Raw genomic sequence first — 25,379 nt, forward strand, 5'->3', positions numbered from 1 at the left:
CGTCTCCTGTTAAGAATTTCTGGACAGTACGGCCGAACTAAAACCCGAGTTCCTTGGCGGCGCTGTCGATCGCGGTGAAGAGGTCACCTTCCACATAGATAGTGGTGTTACGCTCGTCGGCCCAGTTACCGCAGGCGAGTTCGACGATCAGGCCAGCGAGTTTACCGGCTGCTGCCTTGTTCTCGATCTGGTCGACGATCGTCTCGTCATCGGTGTTGCTGTCGACGCCGATCTCCATGTCGCTCACGATCTGGTCATCCGACTCGATGCTGGAGATGAACTCCCCATAAGCTCTGTTGAATTGTCCCTCGATCGCGGCGAGGCCGGGGATGAAGATGTTGTCGACGCGGACGCCGCGTTCGCGTAGTGCGATGATCTGTTCGTGTGTGAGCATCAGAGTACCTTTTCCGCGAGCGTCCGTACCAGCACCCGCAATTCGTAGAAGTTTCTGGCCTCGTCGATGGCCATCAGAATCCGTTGCTTCTCGACCCGGCGCTTGGCCTCGAAGATGCTGATCCCTTCCCGCGCGCGCAGGTCCTTGACCTGCTGCACGTCAATCTGCGACACGAGAGCCGACATCCTGCGGCTCCGCCCCGATGCTCTTCAGATTGGCCCAGCACGTTGGCCCGACGTAGAAGGTGCCGCTGACCGGGTCCCGGACGTAGCCGGCATCTGGGACGACTACGAACGGGATGCCGGTGATGTCCGGCATCCTCATGTCTGTACCGAGGATGCAGGGACCACCAACACCGGGCAATTCGATCTCGTTGGCCACCAGTTCATCAGGAACGCCATAGCGCACGCCGCGCAGCGGGCTCTCGCGAGGCGGAGGAAGGTCCCTGCAAGGATTCTTCATGCTGCTTCCTTCTCCGTGACCCGCGACCGAACCCACGCGTGGAAGTCCATGCGCCTGATGCGCACACAATCGTCCGGCCGGTAGACCTCGTGTGAGTAGCCGCGCTCTGGAAAGTGGAAGCGGGCGTAACGCTCGACCGACACTTTCAAGAGTTCGTAGTTCATGTTGATCAACTGGACGCAGTCCTTGACGCTGAACCAGTTGCATAGACCTTCGAGGGAATCGGTGACGCTGAGCCATCGGCTCTTGAACGCACGGAAATAGGGATGTGGTCCCATCGGCAAGTCGGCAGCCTTCGCACCATCTAGTGTGTAGATGGTGTTCACTGGCCTCGCTTCACCGTCATACCAGAGGCCGCGCCAGTCCTCACGACGGCCGACGCGATAGAGCTTGGCCGGAGCCTCGATCAGTTCAATCATATTGTCTCACTCTCCCCTGTATCGACAAGCTTCTCGAACTCGGTGACCTGCTCCAGAGCACTCTTCAGCGAGTAGGAGAGGTAAGAAATTCTTGACACGATGTCGTCGACTTTCTGGCCCAAGGCAAACTGCTTCTTGGCCGTGGTGTCGTCGTAGACCGTGTTCAGGTCGATGCCGGCCTTCTCCAGCGTGCGAACCTTCTCCAGCACCTTCTCGGCCTCGCGAGCGCGAAACGTGACAGCGCGCTCGACCCGAGCCTCGTATTGCTTCTCAAGCTCGGCCGTCTTCAGCCGCACCGCCGCTTCGACCTCGCCGGCATCGACCTCGCTGGCGCGCCGCAGCATCGCCGCCACGAAGTTCCGGTTGAGCGGCGTGACCGTGTCCAGATTCTTCTTCGGTGCCGGCTTCTTCACCCGCAACGACCCGTTCGGCAGGACCTCCATATGACCCCAAAGCGCCGGAAGCTCGTGTGCCTGTACGATGTTCTCGGGCGAAACGATCCACCACTTGTCGCAATACTGGGCGACCGCCTCGGCCTTCTCAGGCAAGGACAGTTCGCGCCGCCAGTCCGACCGGGAGACCTTGATCTCGAACCCCTCGATCAGGAGCCCGCGTGACGGCCACAGGTTCATGACGACAGCATCCGCATGCCGGCGCGCGTTCGCTCCGGTCCCGTTACTGACCTCGAACATGAGTGCGTATTCACGCGGGTTGAAATAGCGGCGCAGTGCCGCCTTCACGTCACCGGTTCGCATCGATCGCCTTCATGGCAAGGGTGACAAGATGCGGCAGCGGCGTCGTGACAGGAGCGATTGCAAGCGGCGGACGCGGATTCTCGGTCTTCCCGGAGATGATGATCGGAGGAAGCTCTTTCGAGGCTACGCAATACTTGACGACGCGCTTGTTCTTTGCTTCACGCCGGACCAGATTGAGTCCCACGAGTTTCCGCAGCGGACGCATCACCGAGGATGCCGCGACCTCATAATCGAAGCCCATATCCTGACCGATGTCGCTCGGACTCATCGGTCCCTTATCGCGCAGCCTATACAGGACGCGCGCCTGAAATTCATTGAGGATGATCATGTCAGCGCCCCGTCGAACCGAAGCCGCCCTCTCCACGCTGGGATTCCGGCAAGTCGGCGGTTTCCTCGAACTCGGCATCGGCGTAACTCTCGAAGATCGCCTGCGCGATCTTATCACCGTGCTTGATCGTGAGCGGGACGGTGCCCGTGTTGAGGAGGATTACGCCGATATCACCCCGGTAGCTCGGGTCGACGACGCCGGCCAGAACGTCGATGCCGCTCTTGTAGGCAAGGCCGCTGCGTGGTGCGATGCGCATGTACCAGCCCGGCTCGAACGCCATGGACAGGCCGGTTGGAAACAGCTTGCGCGTGCCCGGATATAGCGTGACCTCGCCACCGAGGCCAAGGTCGGCACAGATGTCATATCCGGCCGCGTCGGGCTCGCTCTTCTTCGGAAGGATTGCAGTCGGGGAATTTCGCCGAACCAGAACTCTAAGCATGGATACGTTGACCTTTCACAATGTGCCGGGGGGCGGTCTTCATGATATCGGTGGGATCGCTTGGGTCGGTCATCATCACCGGGTGTGCAGCCAGTTCGACAAGAGCCTGATTGGGCTCGAAGACGCTGTCGAAAACGAACCCGTTGGCGGCGAGCGGGAAGGGAATATCCGTCCGCTCACCAGTCACGATGACTGCTGGCGACCTTGTCTCGATGCTGATGATACGGGCGATCTTTTCGGGGCGGAAAGGTCCGGGGACGCTTCCCTCCGAACGGTAGTCCCTAAGTAAACCGATTCTTGCGGCTATGGTTAGGGCTTCGTTAGTAAACGCGAGGACATGTCCTCTGACCCGATCTTTCGGAGCTTTATCCGAGGCTACCTCCATGTTGGTTGTGATTCCGAAACGGAGTTCCAGCATCTCAGCGATTCGCTGGACGGTATCGAGAGACCGGTGTCTGATGATAGCGTTTCTGTCGTCGATCATGGCTCCGTTGATGAGCCCGAACGCAAACGCCCACGAGGCCTCTCGTGAGAGAGACATCAGATCAACTCGGAGTTGCTGGGTTTTCGGCTCGATCAACCAACTTGCTGCTCTTGTCAACGTTCGCGACTTCACGAAAACGAGAGCAGTTGATTCGGTTTTGGTTCGCCGGATGGTAGGACGATAGGCGCGGCCGACACTTCCGTGGCCTTCCTGATCCGCGACAGTAAGTAGGAAATTTGCGACATCGTCGGCGACACTGCCCTCGACCAGAGTCATGTTGCTCGGCCGCTGCCGGTCGGTCGAATGCGTCCCGGAGGCGCAGATCATTCCAGTGAGTGCAAAACGCCGGATGTCCTCCTTGATCTGACCCGCCAGAGGCGCGGCCCAATCCAGCAGCGGGGGATTCGCTGCGAAGGCGTCATCGATCGGAACGTATCGGATCAGGCGACCATCCGGCGTCTTGCGGAGAGCGAAGACCGACTCTGGGGTGAGAGTCAATCGTGCGCCGCTCTCCGTCTCGATGGTGAAAAGCGGCTGCTTCGTCGCCATCGCTTGGATGCGAACCCCACCTTCCAGCAGCCCCGGCTCGGTGCCGCTGCGGTAGCTCAGAGAGCCGTCCGCAGCTTGGTCGAGGAAGCGAGTCTCGCTATGGAAGATGGGGTTCAACATGTCCGCATGCCTAGAGGTTCTGGACCTCTGTGTCAAGCGTTTCTTAACGAAGATTAACGGACCGGGCAAGCTCCCGTGGCGCAATCCTCGATCGCGACGCCGTCGTAGGAGTTGTCGTCGTCAAGGATCAAAGGCTTGAGATTCTTGACATAGGCGTCATAGGTCGACTGCGCCACGACCTCCTGCGGCAGGTACGGGTGGCCCAACTGCTCGGCCGTCTTGGTCACGTCCGGACGTTCCAAGAACGACACTCCGATGAAGTGGTCCCACCAGTCGTCCAACCACTCGACGATCTCGGAAACTTCGTGTGGCTCGAAGGCGACCGTAATCGAGCAATTGTGCTGGACGTAGTGATCCATCAGCGTCCTGTACCGTTCAAGCTGAACGACGGCCGGCTCGGCGTCGACGAAGATCGTCTCCTTGACCCCGTTGACCACGCGCTCGACGGGCGTGAGTCCCTTTTGATCGTACTTCACAGGGAAGCGGATCAGCTTTTCCGTGACCTGCTGGTCCTTACCGACCGGCTTGTCGAAGACGTAGTAGCCGGCGTCGAGCGCCTTCTTCACCAACGGATCGTGGATCGAGACGGCGACGTTGTTGAAGATGTGCTCGGCCTTCGGCTGATGCGCACCTTCCTTGATCTCGTCTCCGTCCTCGCCCATGGCCTTGGAGCCGGTGCCATTCGGCTGAACCTGTGTCACCAACGCCGGGCGCGGCGTGCCGAGTTCGTCAGCCATGGAGTTCGCAGCCCAGACGGCGACCTTCTTGAACCCGTCCAGCATTTCGGCGTTGTCCGCGTACTCCCAATCGACATAGCCGGTCGGGCTGACGCCGCAGAGGCGCAACAGCTTGTTGTTGTCGTCCCACGCCGTCTGGAGGACGCCGTCGCGCATCGACACGCAGGTCTGCCGGTAGTTGGCGCGCGCCAGAATGTAGGCGGCACGGTGCAGCGCAGGGAGATCACCATTGAAGCGATGCATGACGATCTGCACGAGGTTGCAGAAGCCCTTGGACGGCAAAATGATCTCCGCACACGGGTTGCAACCATCGGCCCACGGCGCGCGCTTCTTAGCATGTGCCATGTTGTAGAAGCCGGGCTCGCCCGAAAGCTGGATCGAGACGAACATCCGCACAAGCTCTTCGATCGTCGGCTTGCGCATGAACGTGAGCGAGTTGTTCGACTGGCCGCGCCAGTAGCGATCCGGGTAGTAGTTGTCCTTTGCCTTGGCGAAGCGCTCGGCGTCCGGGTGATCGGCATCAAGAAGCGCGATCTGGGCGGAGCGGCGCGACGACAGGACGGTGCCGAGGGCGTTGACGATGTCGAGGATGTCGATCGCGTCCAGCGCGCGGCCGGCCGCGTTGTTCATCACGTCGATGATGATCTTGAGGCCGTCGCGCAGCGGCTCCCAGCCAGAGGAAATCCAACCATAGCCGCGCAGGCGCTGACCGGCCGGGCGAAGCTGGCTGAAGTCGAGCACGAGCTTCTTGGCGCGGTACTTCTTGGCCATGAGCGTGCCGGCGAGCTTCGCCCACGCCTTGGCACTGTCGCCGACGACGATCCGCCACTCACCCGTCTCCGGGTTGAAGGTGTTGGTGTTCTTCTCCTGACCGCCGCGCCCGGCACGCGTCGACGCAACGAACTCCACCTTCTCGATCCGCTGGCCGAAGCCAGACAGGAGACCGGGCTGCGGACGAAAGCCCACGCCACAGCCTTGCAACAAAAGCCAAAATGCGTCGACGATGTCGGCCGGAATGCGGATGTCGGTGAAGGAGCAGTTGAACGCCGCGCTCGGCCGCTCACGGATCACGTCGGTGCCGGCCATCCACTTGACGCGGCCGGACAGCGAGCCCTTACGCGTGCGGATGATCTCGCGAAGCTCGGCAAGCTCGGCCTCTTCTTCGGCCGTCAGTTGCCAGAGACGATCATACGCGACAACGATGGCGTCGCGCTTGTGCTTTAGGCGCTCTAGCTCGGACTCCACCGCAGGAATCTTGGCGAGATCGTCAGCGACATCCTCCAGCCCTTCCATACCGAGGCCGGCAAACTGTCGAGACAGGGACTCAATTTCGAGAATCTTGGACCAGAGCGCTTCGATGTCGGTCTGAACCTCTTCGAAGGCGTCCTTCATGTAGCTGTATTTCGCCTTCTTCGCTTCCTCCCAGAGGTAGCGCTGATGGCCGATCTGCCGGTCGAGAGAGGCGGCTTTGGTTTCGAGACGGGCTCCACCGTCGACGGCTGGACGAAGATATGTACGGTGCTCTACGAAGGCGGCACGCGCGGACTGATTGGCCATCTAATGTTTCCTATGCACGCAGAAAGCCAAACCGGACGCGCTTTCACGCGCCCGGCTGGCGCTTGGTTTGGCTCTTGGAGAGAGAATCCGAATGATAGATATTCTTGACACGCCGGTCAAAGAAATCTGGTCAGTGGCTCACGATTTAGCGCCACCAGCATCCGGACCCGACTATCTATGGTACGTCTGGAACTTGAAGGCCTGCCGCCCTTACCAACACGTCTACCCGGACAACCCTGCCGTCCAGTAGATATCCTCGATAGTCACGGCTCATCCTCTTGCCGAGGATCAGCCGGGCCTTTTCAATCAGGGTAAGGCCATCGTCGTCGGCGACGCGCGGACGCATCACCGGCCTCGGGGCGGTATTGGTCCCCTTGGTCTTGTGGGACGCGGGAACTCCCAGTTCCGCGATCCACCGTTTCACTCTCGCGAGGGAAACCCCATAGTAGGCGGCGATCTCCTCGCGGTTCATCCCGTTTTCCCGCAACTTCCGAAGTTCCTCCCGGCTAGGTGTGACCGGGGATGTACCCATTCGCATTCTCCAATTTCATTTCCACTGTGCCCGGAATAATTCCGAACATCTGGTTCATACGCTCCAGCACGGTCCCATCCGTGTAGAGCGAGAACATCGCAGCAACCACGGCCATGGAGGTCGTGATCTGTTCACTCTGGTCCTTGGCCACACCTTGCCCGTCGAGAAACACTTCAAGGCGAATCTTGTCGTCCTGTCGGTACTCCTCCACGACGATCCGGTTCTCTTCGACGAAGACCTTCTCTTTTACCTGTTCGTCCACTACGCAAACTCCTGTTAGGAATGTTATCCTAAACCGATCAACCTATACGTGTCGAGAACGAATTAGGAACGCCGGTCAGCGATCCCAAATCGTGTCGTCGGCGACGAGCGCGCGGAACTGGACCCACGACCGAAAATTCCGGGTCATAAGGTGCTTGCCGGATTGCTCGGACGGCGTGGCCTGATGCTCGGTCGGCGAGGCATGAACCGGCGCGGAAATAGCCAGCCGGTTGAACAGCTTGCCGTCCTCCTTGAAATCGGTGGGCTTGCCTTCGTGCGTGCGATAGCTCACGCGAGCGCAGCGCGCCGCCGAGACAATGCACTTGACGGCATCGAGTGTCGTGTCGAAGTAGGCCGAGCGCGAGTTGTGGCCGATTCCGACTGCACTCAACCCTTCCGCAGCCCAGTCAGTCTCACAGGTGCGCAGTCGCATATTATCCTCGTCGAGGATGTAGGGTGTGTGCCAATCGTAAAGGTTCAAAACCTTCGGGGTCGAGTGCAGACGCGCCTCGATAACAGCCTGCGCCAGATCGCGGATTTCCGGCTGGGCGTCCTTGTGGTTCCGCAGACCCTCCCAGTTCGCCCAGTCGGTCGCAGTCAGGACCGTGCGCGTCGACAGGAACGGCTCGATCACCCGGTTGACGATCTGCTTGGCGAAGCCGAGCGAGTGGAGCTTGAGAGCATGGCGGATTGCATCCGACCGCGCCTCATTCCAGATGCGCCGTCCTTCCGCCTCAAGCTGGTCGTCGGCGTGGGTGAAGGCCTGCATACCGGACTGGTCAAGGCCCCATTCCAGCGGCTCCACCATCTCGCGCAAGCAGTTTGCAACCAACTTCTCGGTCGGGATCGCCCGGCTTGACGCACCGTTGCGCGAGAACGCCCGATGCGTGTTGAACTCGGGCAGCACGTAGCGGTGGTAGTGAAGCTCCAGCGACGTGATGCGGGTGTCGTCGATCGCCGAGACGGAGTCGGCGAGAATCTTCGCGGAAATCTCCATCAGATGAGACCCCGCATTCTGGTCGCGGCTTGCAGCAGACGGAAGGCAGCTTCGTCCAACTGATCCATCGAACCGTGGTTGTAGATCGTGAAGTCGACCTCGATCTGATCCATCAGGACTTCGGACGGATGCGGATCGGTGCTGGTCGTGCCCGGCCGGACGACGCGAACCTTGACGCCGCCGTGATCGTCAACGAACGTTGCCTCGTGCGGGAAGCGCATGTCCGTGATGATGACGCCTTCGGTGCTTTGGACCTTGGCCTTGACGATATCGGTCCAGAGGTCCTTGCCGATAGTGTCGCGCCACTCCGTGCCGAGCGTCTGCATTGCGTGCCGCGTGGACTTATCCTGCAACACAACCAGCGGCTCTTCCTTCTCAGCCTCGGAGCCGTTGACGCGGCGCTCGGCCTCCTCTGCACTCATCCCCGAAGACATGAGCAGGAACTTGATCATCCCCTTGAGCGTGCCGGCGAAGGCAATCCGCTCGTATCCGGTCTCTTCGGCAATCATGGAGGCGACGGTGTCCTTACCGCTCCTCTTCTTGCCGGTCATCGCAATCAGCATGGTCTCTCCTTGTTAAGAATTACTGGACACGGCGGGCGAAACTTCGCCGGGGTCGTCGAAAGCGCTCGTGTAGGCTGGCTGCAACTCCATCGGGTGATACGCCTTGCTCAAGTCGATCGCGGGCAATGCGTCGCCGGGGAAGTCGAGTGGCCGGAACAGCGGGCGAGTCCAATCCCGCTCTTCCTCCACGGTAGTGATCCCGCGCTCGATCAGCACGCCTTGAATGTAGCCGAGCCAGCGGTTGGCCTTCTCGATCGGCATGCCGGCGCGGCAGCCCTCGATAAGCTCCTCCCGAAGCTTGTGCAGTTTCGAGTCCGAGGGGTTCCAGTTCTCGTAACGCAGTGCGACTAGAATGATGGCTTGATGGTAAGGCGTCATCGGGTCCTCAGATTACGAGCGTCAGCCGTTCCGCTGCGCGGGTCACGGCGGTGTAGAGCCAGCGACTGGCGTCGGCCCGGAACACATTGGACTGGTCGTGCACCACGACCTCATCCCACTGCGAGCCCTGCGCCTTGTGGCAGGTGATCGCGTAGGCGTAGTCGACCTCGTGCACGTTCGGCGTCTGCCGGGCGCGGAACACGTCACGCTTCGGCGCGCTCGGGTTGTTCTTGCCTCGGTAGTGTTCCTCCGGCACGGCCTGAAGGCACTTCAGTTCGTAGTCGCGACCGTCCTCGGCCGTGATCGCCATATTGAAAGTGATCGAGCCTTCATTCAGATAGCCGACATCGTCCTTGACGAAGGCCATCGTCCCGTTGACCAGCGCCGGGTGCTGCTGACTGTTCTTGGTGACGATCATCATCTCGCCGGCACAGGGACCGAGGCCGTGCATGCCGGACAGCTTCCGCAGTTTGCGGGTGATCTGCCACCGCTTCTCATGCGTGCCGACGATGATCTGCGCATCGAGATCGAGGTCGAACGTCTTGTCGTCCTGATGTGGCTCGATAACGCGCAACAGACCGTCACCATGCGAGCCATAAGGCACGTCGTCACCCTCGCGGATGCGCATGGATGCCCAGATAATCGGGTTGTCCGCTGCCTGCCGGTGGATTTCGGTCAGGGCTGCGTCAGCGACGCGGTTGCAGAAGCCGGGTCCGGATGGATCGACCGGAGGCAACTGGCCGGGATCGCCGATCGCGAGAATTGGGACACCGAAGCCTCGCAGGTCGTCGGCCATGTTGGCGTCGACCATCGAACATTCGTCGACGACGATCAGATGCGCGCCACGAACGGACGGCGAATCCGGGTTCAACTGGAAGCGCGGACTGTTCTCGTCATAGGCGCGCTCAAGGTCACGTTCCCACTGCTTCACACGGCGTGCAGCTTCGCGGATGAGTGCAGAGTTGCCGGAGGACTGGATGTCCTTGAACTCGGCCTGCGCGCGGAAAAGTTCCTGCTCAATCTGGTAGGCCTTCATCGCCTTGGGCTGATAAATGGCCTTGTGGATCGTGGTCGCCGTGGCAGTCATCTTCTCGGCGTGCAGCTTCTTCGTCATGACCTTCGCGGCCTTGCCGGTCGGGCTGCAAAAGACGATCTGGTTCGGGGCGAGGCCGGTCGCCTCAACCAGAAACGGAAGCACGGTCGACTTGCCAGTGCCGGCAAAGCCGTTCAGGAGAAAGAACGGAGCCTTGTCGAGGCCGCGATCGACCACGGTCTCGGCATACTGCTCGCCGGTCTGGGCGTCGTACATGTGCCGGAGCGATTCCTGCGCGGCCGGCAGTTCTTTGTACCAGTCCCGCCAAGTCAGGATCGCCTTGTCCTGTTGCGGGCTAAGTGTGATGCTCACTTTTGGCCTCACTGAACGACATTTCGTCGATGATGGTGATTGGAGCTTCGGTCTCGATCCACGCCTTCGCGCCGCATTTCAGGCCGGTCGGATCGTAGACGGCGATGGACGGGCCGTGGATATCGACTCCACGGCCGTACCTCGTCTTCCCGCCGATCTTGATCGTGTAGACCGGGCGGTTGCCACCATCGCGCTTGTTGAACGCGATGAACTGGCGGTTGACGTGGATGATCGCCTTCATGCCAGCCAGATGATCCCGGTCTTTCCGGACCTGAGCTTCTTGCGCTCGCCGGAGTCCACCACGATGCCGGCGTTGCGAAGCTCGGTGATGCGCGGCCGGACCGACAGCGGCGAAAGCTTCAGCGCCTCCGCGACCTCGTCACAGGTCATCGGCTCCTCCCGCAGGAGTTCGAGGACGCGCTGGCGCATTGATTTCGCGTTCGCGGTGGAAGGCATCGCCGCAAACGACGTGTCGGTGTTCTGGTGTCCGATTCCGTTGACGTACGACATGGTCAGTCCTTCCTCCCGCCCGGATGAAAATCGATGGCGACCGGCGCACGCAACTTGCCGTCAGGCGTGCGCTGCTTCATGTACCGGACGGTCACCGGGTGGCCGACGTAGTGCTCGGCATTCACGAGCAGCGCGGCGCAGAACTCGAAGCTTCCACGGATGCCGGCTTCATTGGTGCGGCCGTCCTCAAGCTCGACGACCACACGCTTGGCTTTGCCGGCCCAGTTGCCGTTGCCTTCCTCGATCGCGAGAAGCTTGAACTCCTTGGCCTCGAAGTCCTTGCGCTTGAGCAGGTGCTTGGAGCGGGTGTGCTCGTAGGGTGCGCGCATGGTGCGCACCATCTGACCCTCGTAGCCTTCCTCCAGCCACTGTTCGAGCAACTGGTCGAGGCCGGCCTGATCCTCAACCTCGAAGGTCGGAACGAGCACGATGTTCGGGCAGTCGAACTCGTGGCGGAACATCCTATCCAGTTCGTCCACGCGATCCGTCGTCGGACCAAAGGCGGCCTCGGCAATGTCGTAGACGTGGTACTGGATGAGGTCGCGCTGCTGCTTGGCGAACTCGGCGCGCTGCTGCTCCTCCGTGACGCCGGCCTTCAGCGCCTTCTTGTCCACCTTGAAACCCTTCCGGATGACGGAGGTCAGGGTGTTGAAGTCGTCCTTGTAGGCGTGGTTGTAGAGTTCCCCGTCGAGTACGAGTTCAGGGTATTCATCGAACGCCGGCCGCAACTGCTCAAGGATGTGGTCGACCGTCGTGATCGGCTGACCCTGACGGGTGGTCGCACCATCGACGGTGATGATGGCGCGGATGCCGTCGAGCTTCGGCTGCGCGAACACCGGGAACGCCAGAGGCCCCTTGAGCTTGTCGTAGTCGCGGGCGAGCATCGGCTGGATGAACACGTCATCCCAGTTGGCGTCATGGTTGCGCCGATACTTGCGATCGAGCTTCTTCTTTTCCTCGGCCTGCGCCTCGAAAATAGCCTGCTCTGCGGCCGTTGGCTGAGACTTCGGCGTGCAGGAGGTCCAGCCGGACTCGACGGGTGTACCGTCAACAAGTCCGGAAATTCCGCGCCAGCGAGGGCCGTCAACCTGATACTGCCAGAAGCGCAGGTTGCCCTTGGAGTCGCGGGTGTAAATCTTGTCAGAGATCATCGGGAGCCCCGTGTGTTGGAGAAAAGGTCCCCGGCGTCGGGAGCCGGGGAGACGGGGATCAGGCGTTGATTTTCGGCAGCGTGGCGCGGAGAGCGCTTGCGTCCTTGGCCTTCTCGGCGGCGGTCGAAGCGGTGAGCAGGGCGCGGTCGGCGACTTTCTGCGCAGCGACTTCCTTGGCCTTCTCCTGCGCCTCCAGCTTTTCGATGTAGGCGTCGACGGAGGCGAGTTTGTTCACAGCCTTGTCGAAGGTCTTTCCGTCGATGAGGCCGAGACGGATCAGCAGTCTAACGATGAGGTCCATCGTGAATTACCTTTCAATGTCAGGGATTGATGGGCATGCGGACCGACCGGGGCTCTGAGCCCCGGCCACGCGGTTGACGCGCTTTAGAAGGAGCGACGACGGGTCGTGCGCTCGGCCGGCACCGGCTTGGTGGTGGTCTCGGCCGGAGGAGCCTCCGTGGCGGCGGCAGCCTGTTCGGCAGCAGCGGCCTTGCGGGCGCGAGCTTCCTCCAACTGCCGCATCAGAGCGGCTTCCTCGTCGTCGACCTCCGGCTCGGCGGCGGGAGCGGCCTGCTGCTCGATAGCCTTGGTCTCGCGCGGTGCAGACTTCGGCTTCTCCTCCTCGATGAGGTTCGAGTTGGAGTCGGACTCCGAGACGGTGCGGCCGTCGCCGTACTGGGCGATCAGGTCCTCCTCGGACATCCAGTCGACGATCTTGAAGATCGGGTAGTGCTTCTTCCCGTGCTTCTTCTCCTTGGGCATGTACGAGCCCTTGGTGAACTCCACGACCGGAAGCTCGCCCGGATGGTTCTTGTACTGCCGGCCGTAGTCCTTCAGCAGATCACCCAGCGGGCGCAGGGCCGACTTGGTGGTCGTCTTGTAGACGATCTGGACGCCGGCATGATCAGCGCCGAGCGGGCGAAGGTCGATCGCGAACTGCTCCGACCAGCCGTCCTGCGTGCCGTCAGCATGCTTCTCGTAAGGACCGTGGTCCGTGAGTTCATGCTTGCCGGGCGGCGGACCCTGAAGGATCGGGACCATGATCTCGTCGACCACCTCCTCATCCTTCCAGCAAATCCAGCCGCGACGGGCGTTCGCCACGTCGGCAACGAGGCGTTCTTCGGCCTCGATCTCCTGCGCGCTCTGCCCGTAGGAGAACTCGCCGGAGTTGCCGTTGAACTTGGCGTAGACGGCCGAAGAGCCACCAAGATCGTTACCGGCTGCCGCAAACGGATCGTAGGCGCTCTCCTGAGCGATCTCCGTCCGGGTACGGGTTGCAACTGCTGTACTCATTGTGTCTCCTTTCGTTCAGCAGGGTGTGCTTGACTTCCGACGCCCGGATGTCAAGAATTTCTGGACACGCAGATCACGCGTCTTCGTCGTCGAGGTCCTTGAAGGTGACCTTCAGGATTTCATACGGGTTACCGAGCTTCATATGCTCGGAGACATCGATGCCGGCCGCTTCGAGCGAGGACTTGTCGAGAGTCTGCCGGCCCTGTGCCATAGTGTAGGAAACCGACCAACTGTTTCCTTGCGCCTTGTTCGAGCCATGGCGACGCAGGACCTCCTTGATCTCCTCATTGAGGCGATCCAGTTCCTCCTTCGCCTTCTTCGCTGCCTTGGTCGCAGCGCGGCGGCGGAACAGGAGTTCGTCCTTGAGCAGATCGCCCACGAGCGCCGGGTCCGTCTGGCGTTTCTTGTCCGTCGTCTTGCCCGGCATCGCCTTCACCGTCGTGTCGAGGCACGACTGTTGGTAAGGGCAATACTGACAAGTGCCGTCGATCACACCTTCGCGATGAAGCTTGGACGGATCAGTCGTCTTGAAGACCAATTCCGCGCGATCCTGCGCAATCTTGAACTTCTTCTCGTCGAACTTGACGACGAATACTTCGATGTCATCCAAGAACGACGCGTTGATGTACAGGATCACAGCGTAGTTGGGCTTGAACGCCGTCGTCTGACGCATCAACCCCATCTGAATCTGGGTCTGGCCGTGGTGGATCGCCTTTTCCTCGGACAGGTCCACACGCGGGTCGATCGACTTGACCTCCAGCATGAAGCAGTCGGTGCCGAGATCGACGACGCCGTACTTGGCCAGAGCATTGCGGGCCACACCACGGATCAGACCGTCCGGTGTAACCGACAGCACGCCCTCCGGCCGGCCGTTATCGTCGAAGTCGTCCGGATCGCCGTCGAAGAGGGTGATCTGGTTCTCACCGCCCATCAGGAACTCGAACAGCTTGAGTTCCTTCGCGCCCCACTCCATGGCGGGGACAACGATGTGGTTCTCGATGATGTCGCCGCGCCGCAGCGCGCCCCACGACTCCTCGTATTCCGGATCGGGCTCGAAGCCGTTGCGCTTGTACCAAGCCTTGCGCAGGCAGCCGAACGCCTCCGAGCCGCCGAGCGTCTTGTTGCGGTCGTGACCCCACTTCTTGTTGGTGCCGTCGACCCACGACTGGAAGATCGCCTTGAAATCCAACGGCTCTTTGGTCGTAGTCAGCATGTCAGGACTCAATGGTGATGGTGCCGTAGAAGTCTTTCCAGCACTCAGGGATGAGGGTGTCGCTGTAGACGCCAGCGCGGCCGTGAACGGTCGTGGTGAGGGTGACGCCGGTCCGAGGGCCGGTGAACATCACGACGTGCGGAGGATCATCCGGGAGGCCTCCCGGAACACAGAGGCGCTTCAGGATCGGGTAGGGACGGGTGTTTGGTGTGGCTGTAGTCTTCACTGCGCGTCACCCTTCATGTCCTCGTAGCAGGCGCGGTAGCCGGCTTCGTAGGCATTGGTCAGCATCTCGGAGGTGATCTGCTCAGCCTTGGCGGCGATCTCCGATTCAGCATTCTTGCGGATGTTGGTGATGACGCTGGAGTTGGAAATGGCGGAGCGCTCCACCATAAAATCCAAATATTCCTTGTCGTTCGGTTCCATTGTCTGCATATCGCTTGGCTCTTGTCCAGTAATTCTTGACGCTTATCGAGGCAGACGGCCGGGTCGAAGAGGCAAACTCCCCGGCCGTCTGCCAAGCGCTGGTAACGAACAGCGCTAGGGGTATTGGTGGATCAGGCCGCGTCGGCGGGAGCGGGGCTTGGGAGGGCGATCGCACCCTGCTCCACCAATTTCATGAGCACACGCGCGGTGGCTCGGCAGTCGATGATGGCGTTGTGAGCGCCTTCCAGTTCCTCGTCGAAGAAGAACTTCATGCACTCGGCCAGCTTCGGCCACTTGTAGTCCTCGTTGTGCAGCGGGCGCTTGCCCTTCTTCTTCACGATCGGCGTCGCCGCCTTCATCGTGCAGACGATCGACTTGTCTCCGAACGGGTCGTCGCCGACCGCGCCTTCGAGCGCAAGCTGCACCATCGCCACGGCCCGGCGCATGACAATCGTGTCGAACGCCGTGTTGTGACACACGATCATGTCTGCCGCGTTCACCATGCCAAGGAACACGTTGATGACGTGGTCGAGATCGAGCCCGACTTCCTCGGCAATCTGCTGCGTGACCCCGTGGATCAGTGCGACCTCCTGCGGGATGTCCCACGAGGACGGAAACACGATCAGGTCCGCCGAGCCGAGTTCGCGGCCGGTATTCAGGTCGATCAGCAATGCACCAAGCTGCACGAGCTTGGGCTGCTGCGGGGCGATCGGGTCGGCCTTGAAGTCGGCCTTTCCGGTCGTCTCCGTATCGAAAATCAGAGCTTTCATCGGGAGGTCGTTAACCTTAATTTCTGGGTGGATTGTTAGATTATCTGGACACGAACGTCAAGAAAAAGTTAGGAACATCACCACAGCGGCCGGCCGGTCGGACCCATGCGGCACTGGCCCGTGTTGGGCTCGACGCCCACTGCGATATCGTCCCAGATTTCGATCGTGTCGAAGTCCTTCTCATTCGTGATCTTCAGCGGCGGGATGTCTAGTTTGGCCAACCACGCGTGCATAAGAGTTTGAAGAGTCTGGCGATTTTCCACATCGCACCAGCGCGCGGTGAAGATTCGAACCTCGACCCCATTGGCCAGCCAGCGCTTGATCCGATCGACCATGGGCATGATCGGCTCGCCAAGGTGGTTATACCCCTTCCAGCCGTTGTAGACGGCGAGCGTCCGGTCGAAATCGACGCCAATCCAACCACTCATAGATGCTCTCCTCGAACGATGCGTTTCTCAAATTCTGTCAAGCAATTCTTGACATCGCGGACCTCGGAAAGGAGGCGCTGCATGGGTGTCGTTTCGTCGATCGGCGAATGCGCGTGGAAGCCGAATCGGTGACCCTTGAAAATCTCCTTGATGACCTCGGAGCATTCCTCGCCGAGGCGGGCGATGACCTCCTCGAATGGCGCGGTATCAAGCGGGTATTTGATCAGGTCCATCAGAGCACCACGTCGGCGTAATCGTTCGGGAAGCTTCCCCGATCGGCGAGCCAGTCCATGTCGGGCTCGACGCTCTCCACCTTGGCGATCGTCTGGCCGGAGCCGACAAGCCATTCCAAGAGTTCCATCGGCTGGATTTCATGACCCTCCATCACCAGCTTGCCGTTGGCGTAGAGTCCGACCCAGTCGTCTCCGTTGACGTAGATGATATGCATTTCAGTTTTCCTCAGCGTCTTCCTGCCACTCGCGCAGGATGTCCATGGCGTGTTCATGACCATCCCAGTTGTCGACGCCGGCAGCCTCCAAGGCGTCCAGCTTCATTCCGTCCGCTACGAGCTTCTGGTATTCCTCCAGCGTGATCGTGATCGTTTCTTTTTCCATCTGCACTCAACCCTCCGATTACATCCACCAGCCCCGATCACCGGACATCGTGGCCGGCTGGTAGACGTGGTATTTCACGACGTGATGGTCTCCGATCACGAGGCCGCACTTCGGCTGGAATGGAAGATCAACCGTCTTCCAGACCCCATCCGCGTTGGGCTCGTTGTTCGGGACAAGCTTGACCTCGTACTTCGCCATCTGCACTCAACCCACCAAAGCCATGCCGAGAAGTACGAGACCGACGACGATCCCGGAGCCGAACATGAAGTAGAACATGACCCCACCGAAGATGAGCGCGCTGAGCCCATCCCCCTTCCTGTTCAGGAAGATCGTGAACCACGTCAGCAGCATCGACACGACGTACAGTCCGACAAGGTAGAGTGCAGAGGCACCGACGATTTCCAGACCAGTCATGTCAGTCTCCGATCATCTTGTCGTAGTAGTGGGGTGACGCGTACTCGGTGCGAGCGTCGGCGACCTCATCCAGAGCAGCCTCGGCGAGGTATTCGCTGAGCTTCGCGCCCTCTTCCGTGATGCTCCAAGGCACCACGATCACGCCGCCCTCACGCCCCTTGCGAAGCTCCTCGGGGAACATCTCCAGCATGGTGGCGATCCCGCCCATGATGCCGCGCATTTCCTTGGGCGCGACACGCATCGCCCAGAAGGACAAGAGGGATGAGAGCAGAAGACGGAGCTTGGCCATCGCTCAACCCAGATGCTTGAGGGACAGGATGCAGTGATCACGATCCAGCACCACGGAAGACATCGCGCAGGGCGTGTCGTTCGACGTGATGTAGGTGATCTCGAAGTCAGCCGAGCGGCCGGAGTAACCACCGCCGAACGGTTCGTACTCTTCGAGGCGGATCACCTGCCCGACCTTGAAGTCGCGGTCCTTCTTACGCACGTCGTGCGTCTTCTTGCCGGCGATCATCTCGCGAAAGAACGCCGGCCACGACTTCATGGTGTGTGCTGGAATGTTCATCGAATTTCCTCAACAAGAAAAGGGTCGTCCGGCTCGATCAGAGGAGCAAAACAATCAAGTACGACGGTTCTGAATTTCTCGGAAAGCGCAGGCATCGCCTGTGCGTAGAAACAGATGTAATCATAGACGCCGGAGAAATCGCCAGCCTCTGCGAGTGTCGTCAATTCTGCATAGTTGAAGCCGCGAGAAGTAAGGCGAACGAATATGTGGTCCATGTGCCCTTGATAAGTTGTCTGCTTGTTAGCGAACCAACTCCAATACATGGATTTATTGTACTGCTCAGCGAGCCCTTCACTCTCAATGTGACAGGGCGCACAAAGTACATGCAGGTTGTCAGGCGAGTTGTCGCCGCCATGCCAGATTGCGACGATATGAGCGCGCTCAAGGCGCGCCCCGTCACCACACGCCGCACAGCATACGTCTCCAGAGACCTCAAACCCTTGTTCCTCCAAGATTGGAAGCCAATGATCGTGAATGGCCTGCTTCGACGGCATCCCCTTCCGTCTCTGTTTCTGCTCCTTACTCATCAGTGCGTCTGAGCCCACGTTAGTCCAATCTTTGCTTCCGCATCGACCGGCGCGACATAGTTGAAGTGATGGCCGGCATCGGCGGCGGCGCGCTTGGCGATCTCGGCCGCGTGCTCGGCGATCTCCTTGGTCCGGCAGGCCGACTGGATTTCGTCGTGGACCCATGCGCAGAGCGTGAAGTCACCATCCCAGCCGAAACGGTAGCCGGCGTCTTCCATGTACTCGACGTAGAGGCAGACCCACTTCTTGGCGATCAGAGCGCCGTCCGACTGGAGCAGCAAATTCAATGCCGAGTGAGGCGACTTCACCCAGAGCTTGCGCCCGTCGAGGCCGGGCATCCAGCCCTGACGCGCCTGCTTGGCGACCCAGCGCATAAGCTCGCGGTACGCCGGCACGCCCTGCTGGAACTTCGCCTTCAGTTCCTTGCCGCGCGCCGCCATGATCTTCTCAGGCGTGCCCGGAGGACAGACGATCGAGCCGATCTTGGCGTCGCCACCACCGTAGAGGGTCGCGTAGATGAAGGTCTTCGCGTTGTCGCGGGTCGGCAGACCTGCGGCCTGCTGATTGGTCGTGTGAACGTCGCCGTTGAGGACGACTTCGAGATATGATCCCTCGTCCCAGCGGGCGAGATGGTGGCCGAAGCAGCGAAGCTCGATGCCCGACAGGTCGCAACCCATGAGCCACCACTGGTGGCCGTTGAGGACCGGAGCCTGAAAGAGGTTTCGGCACTCCCATCCATAATTGCCAGCGCGGCCATAGACGACCGCAGCCTTCTTGAGACTGCCGTCCGCCTTGTAGCACTGCGGTAGCCACTCACCATTCGCGTCGAGCAGCAGATTGTTCTTGGAGCCGTCCTTCAAGATCAGGTCGACGACCTTGACCTTCGGCACCTGCGCAATATTCGGGAACGAATGGCTGGCGCGGCCGGAGCGCGTGCCGCCTGCGTTCGTGCGAGCGTGAATGAAGCCGTCCTCGTCGACGAGCTTCATCCATCCGTTCTGACCCTTGGCGACCTGACCGTGCAGCTTGGCTAGGAAGAACAGTTCCGCCAGCGTGTCACAGATCGGCCAGTCGTCCGCGAGCTTGCGCAGGACCTCGTCATCAACCTGAGGATTGCCGGCCTCGGTGAAGTCGACGGGTTCCCAGTTGTAGACGACGCGCAGGCGATCGATGATCTGCGGGCGCGAGTTCGGATTGAAGTCCTTACGCTCGACCTTGCAGTACGGAGCGTCGGCGCTGAAATGGCACCAGACGCCGGCCGCGTCGCCTTCCTTCATCCGGACGCGCCGGGTCGCGCGCTTCTCGATCGTGACCTCGGCCCAGACCGAGCGGCTGTCGTCCTCGCCGAAGTGCTCGCGCGGCTCACCCTTGTACTTCTTCGACGGAGCCAGCCACCATCCAAAGTGCTCGATCGCGACCTTGGAAAGCTTTTCGTATTCGGCCGTGACCTCGTCTTCGAGCGCCTGTCCACCAATACGGTCGAACCAGAAGCCCGCCCGCTCTTGCAGCGCCATCAGGTGCGTGATCTGGTGTTCGAGGCGGATCGCCTCGTCGGACCACTGAACACCCTTGCACTTCATCCACAGGCGGTAGGTGACCTCGATGTCGTCCTCGCAGTAGGGGACGCCCGTCTCGAAATCGAAGTCTTTCCAAGGGTCGCGGCCGAGAGCCTGCATGTCCTTGGCGTAGGAGCCCTTGTAATGACCAAGGCGCTGACCCCACGCTTCAAGTCCGTGCCGGCCGATCAACTTGCCTTCCAACACGCCGCGTTCATGCAACTTGTAGTCTTTGTCCTTCTGGTTGGCGAAGATCATCTGCGACAAGGCTTGCGTGTCGCGGATGATCTGCCCTTCCTTCGGGTTGAAATCTTCGTAGAGCTTTTCGAGGACCAGAAGGTCGTAGCCGAGCAGGTTGTGGCCGATCGAAATGTCAGCCTCTTCGATGATGCCCACGGCGTCATCGATCTCGTCTCCGGTGTAGGAGAAGATCGGGCTAGGCTCGTCGTTCTCGATGATCATCAGCGAGATCACCCAGATGCGGGAGACCTCAGGCAGCAGACCATCGGTTTCGCAGTCCCAGATGACCTCACGCACGTGCGTCACCTGTGACGATCGTCAGCTTCGGCTTCAGGGCGTAGTGGACCTCGGCCGCGCGATTGCCCGCGCCGGGACTCCAGATGAACCACGCGTAGTTGTGTCGGGGAGAGCCGGTGCTGTCGGCGATCCAGCGCGGACGCCAAAGCAGTGACAGCTTCGTGTCGTACTGCGCACAGTCGAGGAAGAACTTACGGCGGGTGATCGCGCTGTCGACTTCGTTGCGCATCAGCATCGCGCATGTGACGCCGTATTCGCGGGCGAACGTCACGCACTTCGCCATAAAGGCGTCAATCACGTCCCGCTTGTAGGGCGGGTTGGTGATGATGTAGTCGATCGGCTCCTCGACGCCGATCACGGCCGTGGTGAAGTCACCGACGACTGCGTTCTTCGTTTGCGGGGCGATGTCGGACTCGATCACTTGCGCGCCGTAGAGGCGACACACCTTGGAGATGTGCCCCTGACCGGCAGCCGGCTCCCAGACGAGCTTGTCGAGAACGCCGCGACCCTGCGCCTCAAGGAAGCGCAGGAGCGCATGCGTGCACTCAGCCGGCGTCGGGTAGAAATCGTTCTCGACACGCTCGTGACCCGACGTGCCAAGCATGGCATTGTCGGAGCGCATCAGAAGTAGGTCTCACCCGAGCGAAGGAGGGCCGGAAGGGGATTTCGGTAGCTGTCATCAACCGGATTCTGGCTGAGCGGTCCGCCAGCCACGTCGTCGGTCATGACATCGATCCGACCGGCGCGTTGCATCAAGCGTATGAAGCCGGCGACCACGGCCGCAAGCCGATCGTCTTCATGGTCCCAGATGACATCATCGTTCAGAAGACGAGGCGTGTTCGGATCGACCCATTCGAACTCGGTGTCCTCCTCGGTGCCATCCGCGTGTAGGTAATAGCCGTCGATCTGGAAGCGCAGCGCCTCCTCGACGACCGCCTGCCGGTCGGCCCACTGGAGCAGATCGTCATACTTCTCCATGAGGCCGTGCAGATCGAAGCGCTCGACTACGGCCGCGAGAACACGTGCCTCGATCTGCTTGTAGACATCACCGAGCAGTCGCTTCAGCGGCGTCGGCACGTCGACAACAGCAAACTCCGGGAAATCGTGAACGAGGCCGACGATGCCGGCCTCGGCGATCTCGACATCCGACATGCCAAGGCCGCTCGCGCGCTCCATCATCAGGTGCGCGACTTCGCAGATATGCTGCCCAACTTTCAAAGGCGAATGTCCATTGAATCTGGACACGCGGGACAAAGAGTTGGCGATGTCGAAAAGGGTAATCTGCGTGGGGTCGGGATTGAGAAAATCAATCCGCCGCCCGGTGCCGGTTTTGATCCACGACATCGGCCGCTCCTGATTTTTGGTGTGTCCAGTTATTCTTTACGATTAGGTCGAGAAATGGTTAACAGTCAAGAAGATGTTAGGAACGTCGCGTTCCTAACCATCGAGCGCCTGATCGATAATCTCTTGTTTCCCCACGATCTTTCCGAGCAGACTGTCGTCGAGAGAACCTTGCACGACCAGATGTTGTGCTATGACGTGGTCCGTCTGTCCGAAACGGTGAGCGCGGTCTTCGGCCTGACACAACTCGTGTGGCAGCCACGTCAGTTCGGCGCAGACGACAAAGCGCGCGGCCGTCAGCGTGTAGCCGGTGCCAGCAGCGGTGTACTGACCGATAAACGGGTTGCAGTCCGGGTCGTCCTGAAAGCGATCTGCCTCGGCCTGCCTGTGCTTCGTCGGCGTACCGCCATAGATGCAGGCTGCGGAGTTGTCCCAGCGCTTCTTCAGCGCCTCGATCACCGCCCGGTGGTAGGCAAAGACAATGACCTTCTCGCCCTGCTCCATCAGGCTCTGGACGTGCTCGATGATCATCGGCACCTTCTCCAGCGCCAGTTCGGCGCGGGCGATCGCGAGCTTGTTCAGTGGCGTGTCCGGATCGAGGCTGCCGTCGACCGTCTTGGCGTAGTCGTCGAACATCTGCGGTCTGGCGTTCATCACCAGTTCTGCGATGTCGGCGTCTGGCATGTCCTTATGGATGCCGAGATGGGCTTCGTACTGAGCCAGCAGCGCCTTGACTGCGCTCTTCTCAGCCGCGACCTTCTTGACCAAGCCTTCGGAGGAAAGCGGGATTACCTGCCGCGTCTTCGGCGGTAGGTCCTTCAGCACGTCGGCCTTGAGATGGCGGACCATGAAGCGGTCGCGCATGAGCTTGCGCAACTCGTCGAGGTTCGTCGCGCCGTTGTCGTCGAGCCCCATTGCCGTTTCATAGGCACCGCAATAGCGATAAGCGAAGGCGCGGTAGTTGCGGCCGAGCCCGTCCGGATCGCAGCGCCGGACCAGCGGCCAGATGTTTTTGACGCGGTTCGGGATTGGCGTCCCGGTCAGGTAAAGCTCACGCTTGGCACTGATCTCCTTGAAGCGGCGCTTCTTCTTTTCGCGCTGGTACTTGTTGTCAGCGTCTCGAAACTCCTCGGTGACCTTGATCTCCTTGCCGTAGGAGCCCATCACGTTGACGGTGCGGCGCGCGAGTTCGTTCTGGAGGTAGTGGGCCTCGTCACAGATCAGCACGTCCCACGTGCCGGCGCGGATTGCCTCATAGTGCCGGTGCAGGATGTCGTAGTTGATGACGACGCATTCGGTATCCGGGAAGAAGTCGCCCTCGGCGATGCCGACGCTGAGTCCGTGGATGTCCCACTTCTCGACGGCGCGCGCCCAGTGAATTTTATGGCTGGCAAGGCAGATGATCAGCACCGACCGGACTTCCGGCAGGTTGTTGCAGAAGCCGATGCCACTCACGGTGTTATGGGTAAGGATGAACTGATCGGTCAGGTACAGTCTGTCCGGAGCCTCGACCTCGATGCAGCGGACGAACTCCTGACCGCAGGGCAGGATTTGCGTGATCGAGCGCGGCGGGATGCCGGGCACGAAGTGTTTCCAGCGGCGATGGATGCGTGTGACGTTTGGTCGATAACCGACCAGAGACAGCCACAGATCGTCGGGCAGATAGATGTCGACCCGATTGTGCCATGGTAGTTTCTTGACCAGCGCCAGACCGCCGAGGCTGCGCGTGATCTGCACAATCGCCTCGATCAGGTCGGCGACCGGCTCGTTGTGATGTTTGATGAACAGGCGAATGTTCATGTCGCCGCGCACGCGGCCATGATTGCGGATGATGGCCGACAGGAACGCGATGCGCTGCCCCGGCGAGCCGTCGACATAGGCGAGCGGGTCGATGACGGGATAGCCTTCGATGCACGGTCGCATCAGATGTGCGCCGGCCAGTCTCGGCTCGATCTCGTAGGTCTTGGCCAGAAACTCGACCGGCTTGCCGACTACCGGAAGATCGAACTGATCACCCTTCAACAGCCGCGCCGCGATTTCCGTGGTGCCGATCGTCACGAAGTCGCCGGCCACGTAGTCGTAGACGGTCCACAGATGATCGCCGTCGACAACGACAGACGCGCCGTCGCTGGTCATGACGCGATAGACCGGCAGGACACCGCGCTCGTGAATTTTGATGATGCGGTTTGGAGAGCCGTCCGATCCGAAGACGTGGTCACCCTCACGCAGATCGCCGACCGGTCGGAATCCTGTCGGGGTCGGCAAAAGCTGCGTCAGGGGATGGCCCTTGCCAAGGCCCGGCTGGTCGGCAATCAGCGTCCGCTTGCGCCGAAGCGCGTAGCGGATGCTGTTATGCTGAAAGTCTAGGTAGTTCTCGCCCTCGGGGCGAATGAGGACTTGCACGTTAGGTTCCGGTGCCGGAACCCGGTGCGGTAAGCTCTTCGCCAGTCAGCATGTAGTCGAAGTCGTGGAGAGGGGCCTGCTCCTCGATCTTGGCGACGATGTTGTTGTGCATGGGATCGGAAGCGGCGAAGGCAAAGTTGCCGATGTCGGTGAACAACGCGACGCCGACACCCTCCTGCCGAACGGCAGCATATCCAAGCTGGGCCATGGGTACTCCTATGGTTAACGTCGGGCTGATAACCACAAGAAGCGCGAATGTCCAGATATTCTTAACAACGGCTCATGAGCCGGAGTACGAATCGGTTCGGGATCGGAGGAATGTGTGCTATGGTTTCCGCATGCGCCCAGACGATCCCGAAATGCTTGATTGCACCTGCGTCCACCGTGCGTTGACGCGCGAGGAAGTCATTGAATTTCTTTGCCCGGACGGGACAGGCTTCCGGGTCGCCAAGGACTGTCCAGTGCACGGGATGATCGATCATAAAAAAGAGGGCTCAACTCCGGAAACGTATTGACACGTCCAGAATTTCTGTCTAATTCTGTGCATGTCAACACAACGGAGTTAGGCCATGAACATCGCAGTCCGCATCCCACCGCGCAAGAAGACCCGGCTCACCCCGGTCGTCACCAAGGTGCAGCCGTCGCATAGCGGCGCGCATGGCAAGGCCAAGATTCTCACCCCTGACCAGTTGCAGACGGCGCTCGGCAAGTGCGACGAGTCGACGTTCCCGACGCGCGATCGCCTGATGCTGCTGCTGTCACACTATGCGGCGCTGCGTGCGCAGGAGATTGCCTATCTGGAGTATGAGGATATCTGCGACGTGGAAGGCCGGATCGTCGGCACGCTCCATGTATCGAAGAAGGCCGGCAAGTACGGCAAGGAGCGGGACATCCCGATGCATCCGGTCCTGCTCAAGGCGCTCAAGGCGTATTGCGCCGAGGCCGAGATCACCGATGGTCCGATCTTCTTCAGCCGCTTCGGTGAGCAGATGACGCCCAATGCGGTCCAGAAGCAAATCAAGGCGATCTACAAGGCCTGCAACTTCAAGGGCGCGTCGTCGCACAGCGGCCGGCGTGGTTTCATCACCCGGCTGGCAAGGTCGGCCGGTCAGGAGGAATGCTCGCTGGTCGACGTGCAGAAGTTGGCCGGTCACGCGTCTCTGACGACGACTGCGCTCTATATCGACGCCAGCCCGCAGGCCAAGCGTCTGGTGATGGCCCTGTGATGGGCCATCGCCAAGATTCACT

At 60.5% G+C, this 25,379-nt stretch carries 39 protein-coding genes; 1 reads left to right on the forward strand and 38 read right to left on the reverse strand.

Features of this window, described 5'->3' with window-relative positions; all coding sequences use genetic code 11:
• Positions 1–37: 37 nt before the first annotated feature.
• The 38 genes from HUI96_RS08715 to HUI96_RS08900 form a co-directional block, all read right to left on the reverse strand.
• The gene (locus HUI96_RS08715; protein WP_188254272.1) at positions 38–394 is read right to left on the reverse strand and encodes a hypothetical protein; all 357 of its coding nucleotides are present in this window, start codon (positions 392–394) and stop codon (positions 38–40) included.
• Positions 394–567, reverse strand: coding sequence for a hypothetical protein (locus HUI96_RS08720; RefSeq protein WP_188254273.1), 174 nt, complete (start codon positions 565–567; stop codon positions 394–396). Before HUI96_RS08720 ends, HUI96_RS08715 begins: the two co-directional genes overlap by 1 nt.
• On the reverse strand, positions 554–856 hold the full coding sequence (locus HUI96_RS08725; protein ID WP_188254274.1) for a hypothetical protein: 303 nt from the start codon (positions 854–856) through the stop codon (positions 554–556). The genes HUI96_RS08720 and HUI96_RS08725 overlap by 14 nt, the downstream gene beginning before the upstream one ends.
• Positions 853–1,275 carry a hypothetical protein gene (locus HUI96_RS08730; RefSeq protein ID WP_188254275.1) on the reverse strand — a complete coding sequence of 141 codons (423 nt, stop codon included), beginning with the start codon at positions 1,273–1,275 and terminating at the stop codon, positions 853–855. The genes HUI96_RS08725 and HUI96_RS08730 overlap by 4 nt, the downstream gene beginning before the upstream one ends.
• Positions 1,272–2,030 carry a hypothetical protein gene (locus tag HUI96_RS08735; protein WP_188254276.1) on the reverse strand — a complete coding sequence of 253 codons (759 nt, stop codon included), beginning with the start codon at positions 2,028–2,030 and terminating at the stop codon, positions 1,272–1,274. The genes HUI96_RS08730 and HUI96_RS08735 overlap by 4 nt, the downstream gene beginning before the upstream one ends.
• The gene (locus tag HUI96_RS08740; protein WP_188254277.1) at positions 2,017–2,358 is read right to left on the reverse strand and encodes a MarR family transcriptional regulator; all 342 of its coding nucleotides are present in this window, start codon (positions 2,356–2,358) and stop codon (positions 2,017–2,019) included. The genes HUI96_RS08735 and HUI96_RS08740 overlap by 14 nt, the downstream gene beginning before the upstream one ends.
• A 1-nt stretch (position 2,359) precedes the next feature.
• Entirely contained in the window at positions 2,360–2,797 is a 438-nt protein-coding gene (gene dut / locus HUI96_RS08745) for a dUTP diphosphatase (RefSeq protein ID WP_188254278.1), read from the reverse strand.
• Positions 2,790–3,950, reverse strand: coding sequence for a hypothetical protein (locus tag HUI96_RS08750; protein WP_188254279.1), 1,161 nt, complete (start codon positions 3,948–3,950; stop codon positions 2,790–2,792). The genes dut and HUI96_RS08750 overlap by 8 nt, the downstream gene beginning before the upstream one ends.
• Positions 3,951–4,003: 53 nt before the next feature.
• A complete protein-coding gene (gene nrdJ / locus HUI96_RS08755; protein ID WP_188254280.1) occupies positions 4,004–6,244 on the reverse strand; it encodes a ribonucleoside-triphosphate reductase, adenosylcobalamin-dependent in 2,241 nt (746 codons plus the stop codon).
• 175 nt (positions 6,245–6,419) lie between these two features.
• The gene (locus HUI96_RS08760; protein ID WP_188254281.1) at positions 6,420–6,716 is read right to left on the reverse strand and encodes a hypothetical protein; all 297 of its coding nucleotides are present in this window, start codon (positions 6,714–6,716) and stop codon (positions 6,420–6,422) included.
• Between the two features lie 34 nt (positions 6,717–6,750).
• A complete protein-coding gene (locus HUI96_RS08765) occupies positions 6,751–7,038 on the reverse strand; it encodes a hypothetical protein (RefSeq protein WP_188254282.1) in 288 nt (95 codons plus the stop codon).
• 75 nt (positions 7,039–7,113) lie between these two features.
• Positions 7,114–8,034 (reverse strand): FAD-dependent thymidylate synthase, encoded by a 921-nt coding sequence (locus HUI96_RS08770; RefSeq protein ID WP_188254283.1) that lies wholly within the window; start codon positions 8,032–8,034, stop codon positions 7,114–7,116.
• The gene (locus HUI96_RS08775; RefSeq protein ID WP_188254284.1) at positions 8,034–8,597 is read right to left on the reverse strand and encodes a hypothetical protein; all 564 of its coding nucleotides are present in this window, start codon (positions 8,595–8,597) and stop codon (positions 8,034–8,036) included. Before HUI96_RS08775 ends, HUI96_RS08770 begins: the two co-directional genes overlap by 1 nt.
• Before the next feature lie 12 nt (positions 8,598–8,609).
• Positions 8,610–8,975, reverse strand: a complete 366-nt coding sequence (locus HUI96_RS08780; protein WP_188254285.1) for a hypothetical protein — start codon at positions 8,973–8,975, stop codon at positions 8,610–8,612.
• A gap of 7 nt (positions 8,976–8,982) precedes the next feature.
• Positions 8,983–10,380 carry an AAA family ATPase gene (locus tag HUI96_RS08785; RefSeq protein WP_188254286.1) on the reverse strand — a complete coding sequence of 466 codons (1,398 nt, stop codon included), beginning with the start codon at positions 10,378–10,380 and terminating at the stop codon, positions 8,983–8,985.
• On the reverse strand, positions 10,364–10,621 hold the full coding sequence (locus tag HUI96_RS08790) for a hypothetical protein (RefSeq protein WP_188254287.1): 258 nt from the start codon (positions 10,619–10,621) through the stop codon (positions 10,364–10,366). The genes HUI96_RS08785 and HUI96_RS08790 overlap by 17 nt, the downstream gene beginning before the upstream one ends.
• On the reverse strand, positions 10,618–10,890 hold the full coding sequence (locus tag HUI96_RS08795) for a winged helix-turn-helix domain-containing protein (RefSeq protein ID WP_188254288.1): 273 nt from the start codon (positions 10,888–10,890) through the stop codon (positions 10,618–10,620). The genes HUI96_RS08790 and HUI96_RS08795 overlap by 4 nt, the downstream gene beginning before the upstream one ends.
• Positions 10,891–10,892: 2 nt before the next feature.
• Complete coding sequence (locus tag HUI96_RS08800) at positions 10,893–12,041, reverse strand: hypothetical protein (RefSeq protein WP_188254289.1); 1,149 nt, start codon at positions 12,039–12,041, stop codon at positions 10,893–10,895.
• A gap of 58 nt (positions 12,042–12,099) precedes the next feature.
• Complete coding sequence (locus HUI96_RS08805) at positions 12,100–12,342, reverse strand: hypothetical protein (RefSeq protein WP_188254290.1); 243 nt, start codon at positions 12,340–12,342, stop codon at positions 12,100–12,102.
• A gap of 83 nt (positions 12,343–12,425) precedes the next feature.
• Positions 12,426–13,334: a hypothetical protein gene (locus tag HUI96_RS08810; protein ID WP_188254291.1), complete on the reverse strand. Its 909-nt coding sequence runs from the start codon at positions 13,332–13,334 to the stop codon at positions 12,426–12,428.
• A 73-nt stretch (positions 13,335–13,407) separates the two neighbouring features.
• Positions 13,408–14,547 (reverse strand): hypothetical protein, encoded by a 1,140-nt coding sequence (locus tag HUI96_RS08815; protein WP_188254292.1) that lies wholly within the window; start codon positions 14,545–14,547, stop codon positions 13,408–13,410.
• Position 14,548: 1 nt separating this feature from the next.
• Positions 14,549–14,773 (reverse strand): hypothetical protein, encoded by a 225-nt coding sequence (locus tag HUI96_RS08820; protein WP_188254293.1) that lies wholly within the window; start codon positions 14,771–14,773, stop codon positions 14,549–14,551.
• Entirely contained in the window at positions 14,770–14,982 is a 213-nt protein-coding gene (locus HUI96_RS08825; RefSeq protein ID WP_188254294.1) for a hypothetical protein, read from the reverse strand. Before HUI96_RS08825 ends, HUI96_RS08820 begins: the two co-directional genes overlap by 4 nt.
• Before the next feature lie 122 nt (positions 14,983–15,104).
• The gene (locus HUI96_RS08830) at positions 15,105–15,743 is read right to left on the reverse strand and encodes a 3'-5' exonuclease (RefSeq protein ID WP_188254295.1); all 639 of its coding nucleotides are present in this window, start codon (positions 15,741–15,743) and stop codon (positions 15,105–15,107) included.
• Positions 15,744–15,820: 77 nt separating this feature from the next.
• Positions 15,821–16,171, reverse strand: a complete 351-nt coding sequence (locus tag HUI96_RS08835) for a hypothetical protein (RefSeq protein ID WP_188254296.1) — start codon at positions 16,169–16,171, stop codon at positions 15,821–15,823.
• The gene (locus HUI96_RS08840) at positions 16,168–16,404 is read right to left on the reverse strand and encodes a hypothetical protein (RefSeq protein ID WP_188254297.1); all 237 of its coding nucleotides are present in this window, start codon (positions 16,402–16,404) and stop codon (positions 16,168–16,170) included. The genes HUI96_RS08835 and HUI96_RS08840 overlap by 4 nt, the downstream gene beginning before the upstream one ends.
• Positions 16,404–16,619 (reverse strand): hypothetical protein, encoded by a 216-nt coding sequence (locus HUI96_RS08845; protein WP_188254298.1) that lies wholly within the window; start codon positions 16,617–16,619, stop codon positions 16,404–16,406. Before HUI96_RS08845 ends, HUI96_RS08840 begins: the two co-directional genes overlap by 1 nt.
• 1 nt (position 16,620) lies before the next feature.
• Complete coding sequence (locus HUI96_RS08850) at positions 16,621–16,791, reverse strand: hypothetical protein (protein ID WP_188254613.1); 171 nt, start codon at positions 16,789–16,791, stop codon at positions 16,621–16,623.
• A 12-nt stretch (positions 16,792–16,803) separates the two neighbouring features.
• Entirely contained in the window at positions 16,804–16,983 is a 180-nt protein-coding gene (locus HUI96_RS08855) for a hypothetical protein (RefSeq protein ID WP_188254299.1), read from the reverse strand.
• Between the two features lie 6 nt (positions 16,984–16,989).
• A complete protein-coding gene (locus HUI96_RS08860) occupies positions 16,990–17,199 on the reverse strand; it encodes a hypothetical protein (RefSeq protein WP_188254300.1) in 210 nt (69 codons plus the stop codon).
• A 1-nt stretch (position 17,200) separates the two neighbouring features.
• On the reverse strand, positions 17,201–17,488 hold the full coding sequence (locus tag HUI96_RS08865; protein WP_188254301.1) for a hypothetical protein: 288 nt from the start codon (positions 17,486–17,488) through the stop codon (positions 17,201–17,203).
• Between the two features lie 3 nt (positions 17,489–17,491).
• A complete protein-coding gene (locus HUI96_RS08870) occupies positions 17,492–17,767 on the reverse strand; it encodes a DUF3850 domain-containing protein (protein WP_188254302.1) in 276 nt (91 codons plus the stop codon).
• Entirely contained in the window at positions 17,764–18,294 is a 531-nt protein-coding gene (locus HUI96_RS08875; RefSeq protein ID WP_188254303.1) for an HNH endonuclease, read from the reverse strand. Before HUI96_RS08875 ends, HUI96_RS08870 begins: the two co-directional genes overlap by 4 nt.
• Entirely contained in the window at positions 18,294–20,387 is a 2,094-nt protein-coding gene (locus HUI96_RS30040; RefSeq protein WP_188254304.1) for a DNA polymerase, read from the reverse strand. Before HUI96_RS30040 ends, HUI96_RS08875 begins: the two co-directional genes overlap by 1 nt.
• Positions 20,380–21,009, reverse strand: a complete 630-nt coding sequence (locus HUI96_RS08885; protein ID WP_188254305.1) for a hypothetical protein — start codon at positions 21,007–21,009, stop codon at positions 20,380–20,382. The genes HUI96_RS30040 and HUI96_RS08885 overlap by 8 nt, the downstream gene beginning before the upstream one ends.
• On the reverse strand, positions 21,009–21,731 hold the full coding sequence (locus tag HUI96_RS08890; RefSeq protein WP_188254306.1) for a hypothetical protein: 723 nt from the start codon (positions 21,729–21,731) through the stop codon (positions 21,009–21,011). Before HUI96_RS08890 ends, HUI96_RS08885 begins: the two co-directional genes overlap by 1 nt.
• 93 nt (positions 21,732–21,824) lie before the next feature.
• Positions 21,825–24,131: an SNF2-related protein gene (locus HUI96_RS08895; RefSeq protein ID WP_188254307.1), complete on the reverse strand. Its 2,307-nt coding sequence runs from the start codon at positions 24,129–24,131 to the stop codon at positions 21,825–21,827.
• Between the two features lies 1 nt (position 24,132).
• Entirely contained in the window at positions 24,133–24,339 is a 207-nt protein-coding gene (locus HUI96_RS08900) for a hypothetical protein (RefSeq protein ID WP_188254308.1), read from the reverse strand.
• Positions 24,340–24,700: 361 nt separating this feature from the next.
• On the opposite strand from HUI96_RS08900, the gene HUI96_RS08905 reads away from it, so the two are divergent.
• The gene (locus HUI96_RS08905) at positions 24,701–25,357 is read left to right on the forward strand and encodes a tyrosine-type recombinase/integrase (protein WP_188254309.1); all 657 of its coding nucleotides are present in this window, start codon (positions 24,701–24,703) and stop codon (positions 25,355–25,357) included.
• The last annotated feature ends 22 nt before the right edge of the window (positions 25,358–25,379 follow it).

Origin of the sequence: Pseudaminobacter soli (ex Zhang et al. 2022) (assembly GCF_014595955.1) — a bacterium.
Lineage (GTDB): Bacteria > Pseudomonadota > Alphaproteobacteria > Rhizobiales > Rhizobiaceae > Kumtagia > Kumtagia pseudosoli.

Coding starts and splice junctions, on each gene's coding strand:
- HUI96_RS08715 (WP_188254272.1), bottom strand. CDS start 394: ATGCTCACACACGAACAGATCATCGCACTACGCGAACGCGGCGTCCGC.
- HUI96_RS08725 (WP_188254274.1), bottom strand. CDS start 856: ATGAAGAATCCTTGCAGGGACCTTCCTCCGCCTCGCGAGAGCCCGCTG.
- HUI96_RS08730 (WP_188254275.1), bottom strand. CDS start 1,275: ATGATTGAACTGATCGAGGCTCCGGCCAAGCTCTATCGCGTCGGCCGT.
- HUI96_RS08735 (WP_188254276.1), bottom strand. CDS start 2,030: ATGCGAACCGGTGACGTGAAGGCGGCACTGCGCCGCTATTTCAACCCG.
- HUI96_RS08740 (WP_188254277.1), bottom strand. CDS start 2,358: ATGATCATCCTCAATGAATTTCAGGCGCGCGTCCTGTATAGGCTGCGC.
- dut (WP_188254278.1), bottom strand. CDS start 2,797: ATGCTTAGAGTTCTGGTTCGGCGAAATTCCCCGACTGCAATCCTTCCG.
- HUI96_RS08750 (WP_188254279.1), bottom strand. CDS start 3,950: ATGTTGAACCCCATCTTCCATAGCGAGACTCGCTTCCTCGACCAAGCT.
- nrdJ (WP_188254280.1), bottom strand. CDS start 6,244: ATGGCCAATCAGTCCGCGCGTGCCGCCTTCGTAGAGCACCGTACATAT.
- HUI96_RS08760 (WP_188254281.1), bottom strand. CDS start 6,716: ATGAACCGCGAGGAGATCGCCGCCTACTATGGGGTTTCCCTCGCGAGA.
- HUI96_RS08770 (WP_188254283.1), bottom strand. CDS start 8,034: ATGGAGATTTCCGCGAAGATTCTCGCCGACTCCGTCTCGGCGATCGAC.
- HUI96_RS08775 (WP_188254284.1), bottom strand. CDS start 8,597: ATGCTGATTGCGATGACCGGCAAGAAGAGGAGCGGTAAGGACACCGTC.
- HUI96_RS08780 (WP_188254285.1), bottom strand. CDS start 8,975: ATGACGCCTTACCATCAAGCCATCATTCTAGTCGCACTGCGTTACGAG.
- HUI96_RS08790 (WP_188254287.1), bottom strand. CDS start 10,621: ATGAAGGCGATCATCCACGTCAACCGCCAGTTCATCGCGTTCAACAAG.
- HUI96_RS08795 (WP_188254288.1), bottom strand. CDS start 10,890: ATGTCGTACGTCAACGGAATCGGACACCAGAACACCGACACGTCGTTT.
- HUI96_RS08800 (WP_188254289.1), bottom strand. CDS start 12,041: ATGATCTCTGACAAGATTTACACCCGCGACTCCAAGGGCAACCTGCGC.
- HUI96_RS08805 (WP_188254290.1), bottom strand. CDS start 12,342: ATGGACCTCATCGTTAGACTGCTGATCCGTCTCGGCCTCATCGACGGA.
- HUI96_RS08810 (WP_188254291.1), bottom strand. CDS start 13,334: ATGAGTACAGCAGTTGCAACCCGTACCCGGACGGAGATCGCTCAGGAG.
- HUI96_RS08815 (WP_188254292.1), bottom strand. CDS start 14,547: ATGCTGACTACGACCAAAGAGCCGTTGGATTTCAAGGCGATCTTCCAG.
- HUI96_RS08825 (WP_188254294.1), bottom strand. CDS start 14,982: ATGCAGACAATGGAACCGAACGACAAGGAATATTTGGATTTTATGGTG.
- HUI96_RS08830 (WP_188254295.1), bottom strand. CDS start 15,743: ATGAAAGCTCTGATTTTCGATACGGAGACGACCGGAAAGGCCGACTTC.
- HUI96_RS08835 (WP_188254296.1), bottom strand. CDS start 16,171: ATGAGTGGTTGGATTGGCGTCGATTTCGACCGGACGCTCGCCGTCTAC.
- HUI96_RS08840 (WP_188254297.1), bottom strand. CDS start 16,404: ATGGACCTGATCAAATACCCGCTTGATACCGCGCCATTCGAGGAGGTC.
- HUI96_RS08845 (WP_188254298.1), bottom strand. CDS start 16,619: ATGCATATCATCTACGTCAACGGAGACGACTGGGTCGGACTCTACGCC.
- HUI96_RS08855 (WP_188254299.1), bottom strand. CDS start 16,983: ATGGCGAAGTACGAGGTCAAGCTTGTCCCGAACAACGAGCCCAACGCG.
- HUI96_RS08860 (WP_188254300.1), bottom strand. CDS start 17,199: ATGACTGGTCTGGAAATCGTCGGTGCCTCTGCACTCTACCTTGTCGGA.
- HUI96_RS08865 (WP_188254301.1), bottom strand. CDS start 17,488: ATGGCCAAGCTCCGTCTTCTGCTCTCATCCCTCTTGTCCTTCTGGGCG.
- HUI96_RS08870 (WP_188254302.1), bottom strand. CDS start 17,767: ATGAACATTCCAGCACACACCATGAAGTCGTGGCCGGCGTTCTTTCGC.
- HUI96_RS08875 (WP_188254303.1), bottom strand. CDS start 18,294: ATGAGTAAGGAGCAGAAACAGAGACGGAAGGGGATGCCGTCGAAGCAG.
- HUI96_RS08885 (WP_188254305.1), bottom strand. CDS start 21,009: ATGCGCTCCGACAATGCCATGCTTGGCACGTCGGGTCACGAGCGTGTC.
- HUI96_RS08890 (WP_188254306.1), bottom strand. CDS start 21,731: ATGTCGTGGATCAAAACCGGCACCGGGCGGCGGATTGATTTTCTCAAT.
- HUI96_RS08900 (WP_188254308.1), bottom strand. CDS start 24,339: ATGGCCCAGCTTGGATATGCTGCCGTTCGGCAGGAGGGTGTCGGCGTC.
- HUI96_RS08905 (WP_188254309.1), top strand. CDS start 24,701: ATGAACATCGCAGTCCGCATCCCACCGCGCAAGAAGACCCGGCTCACC.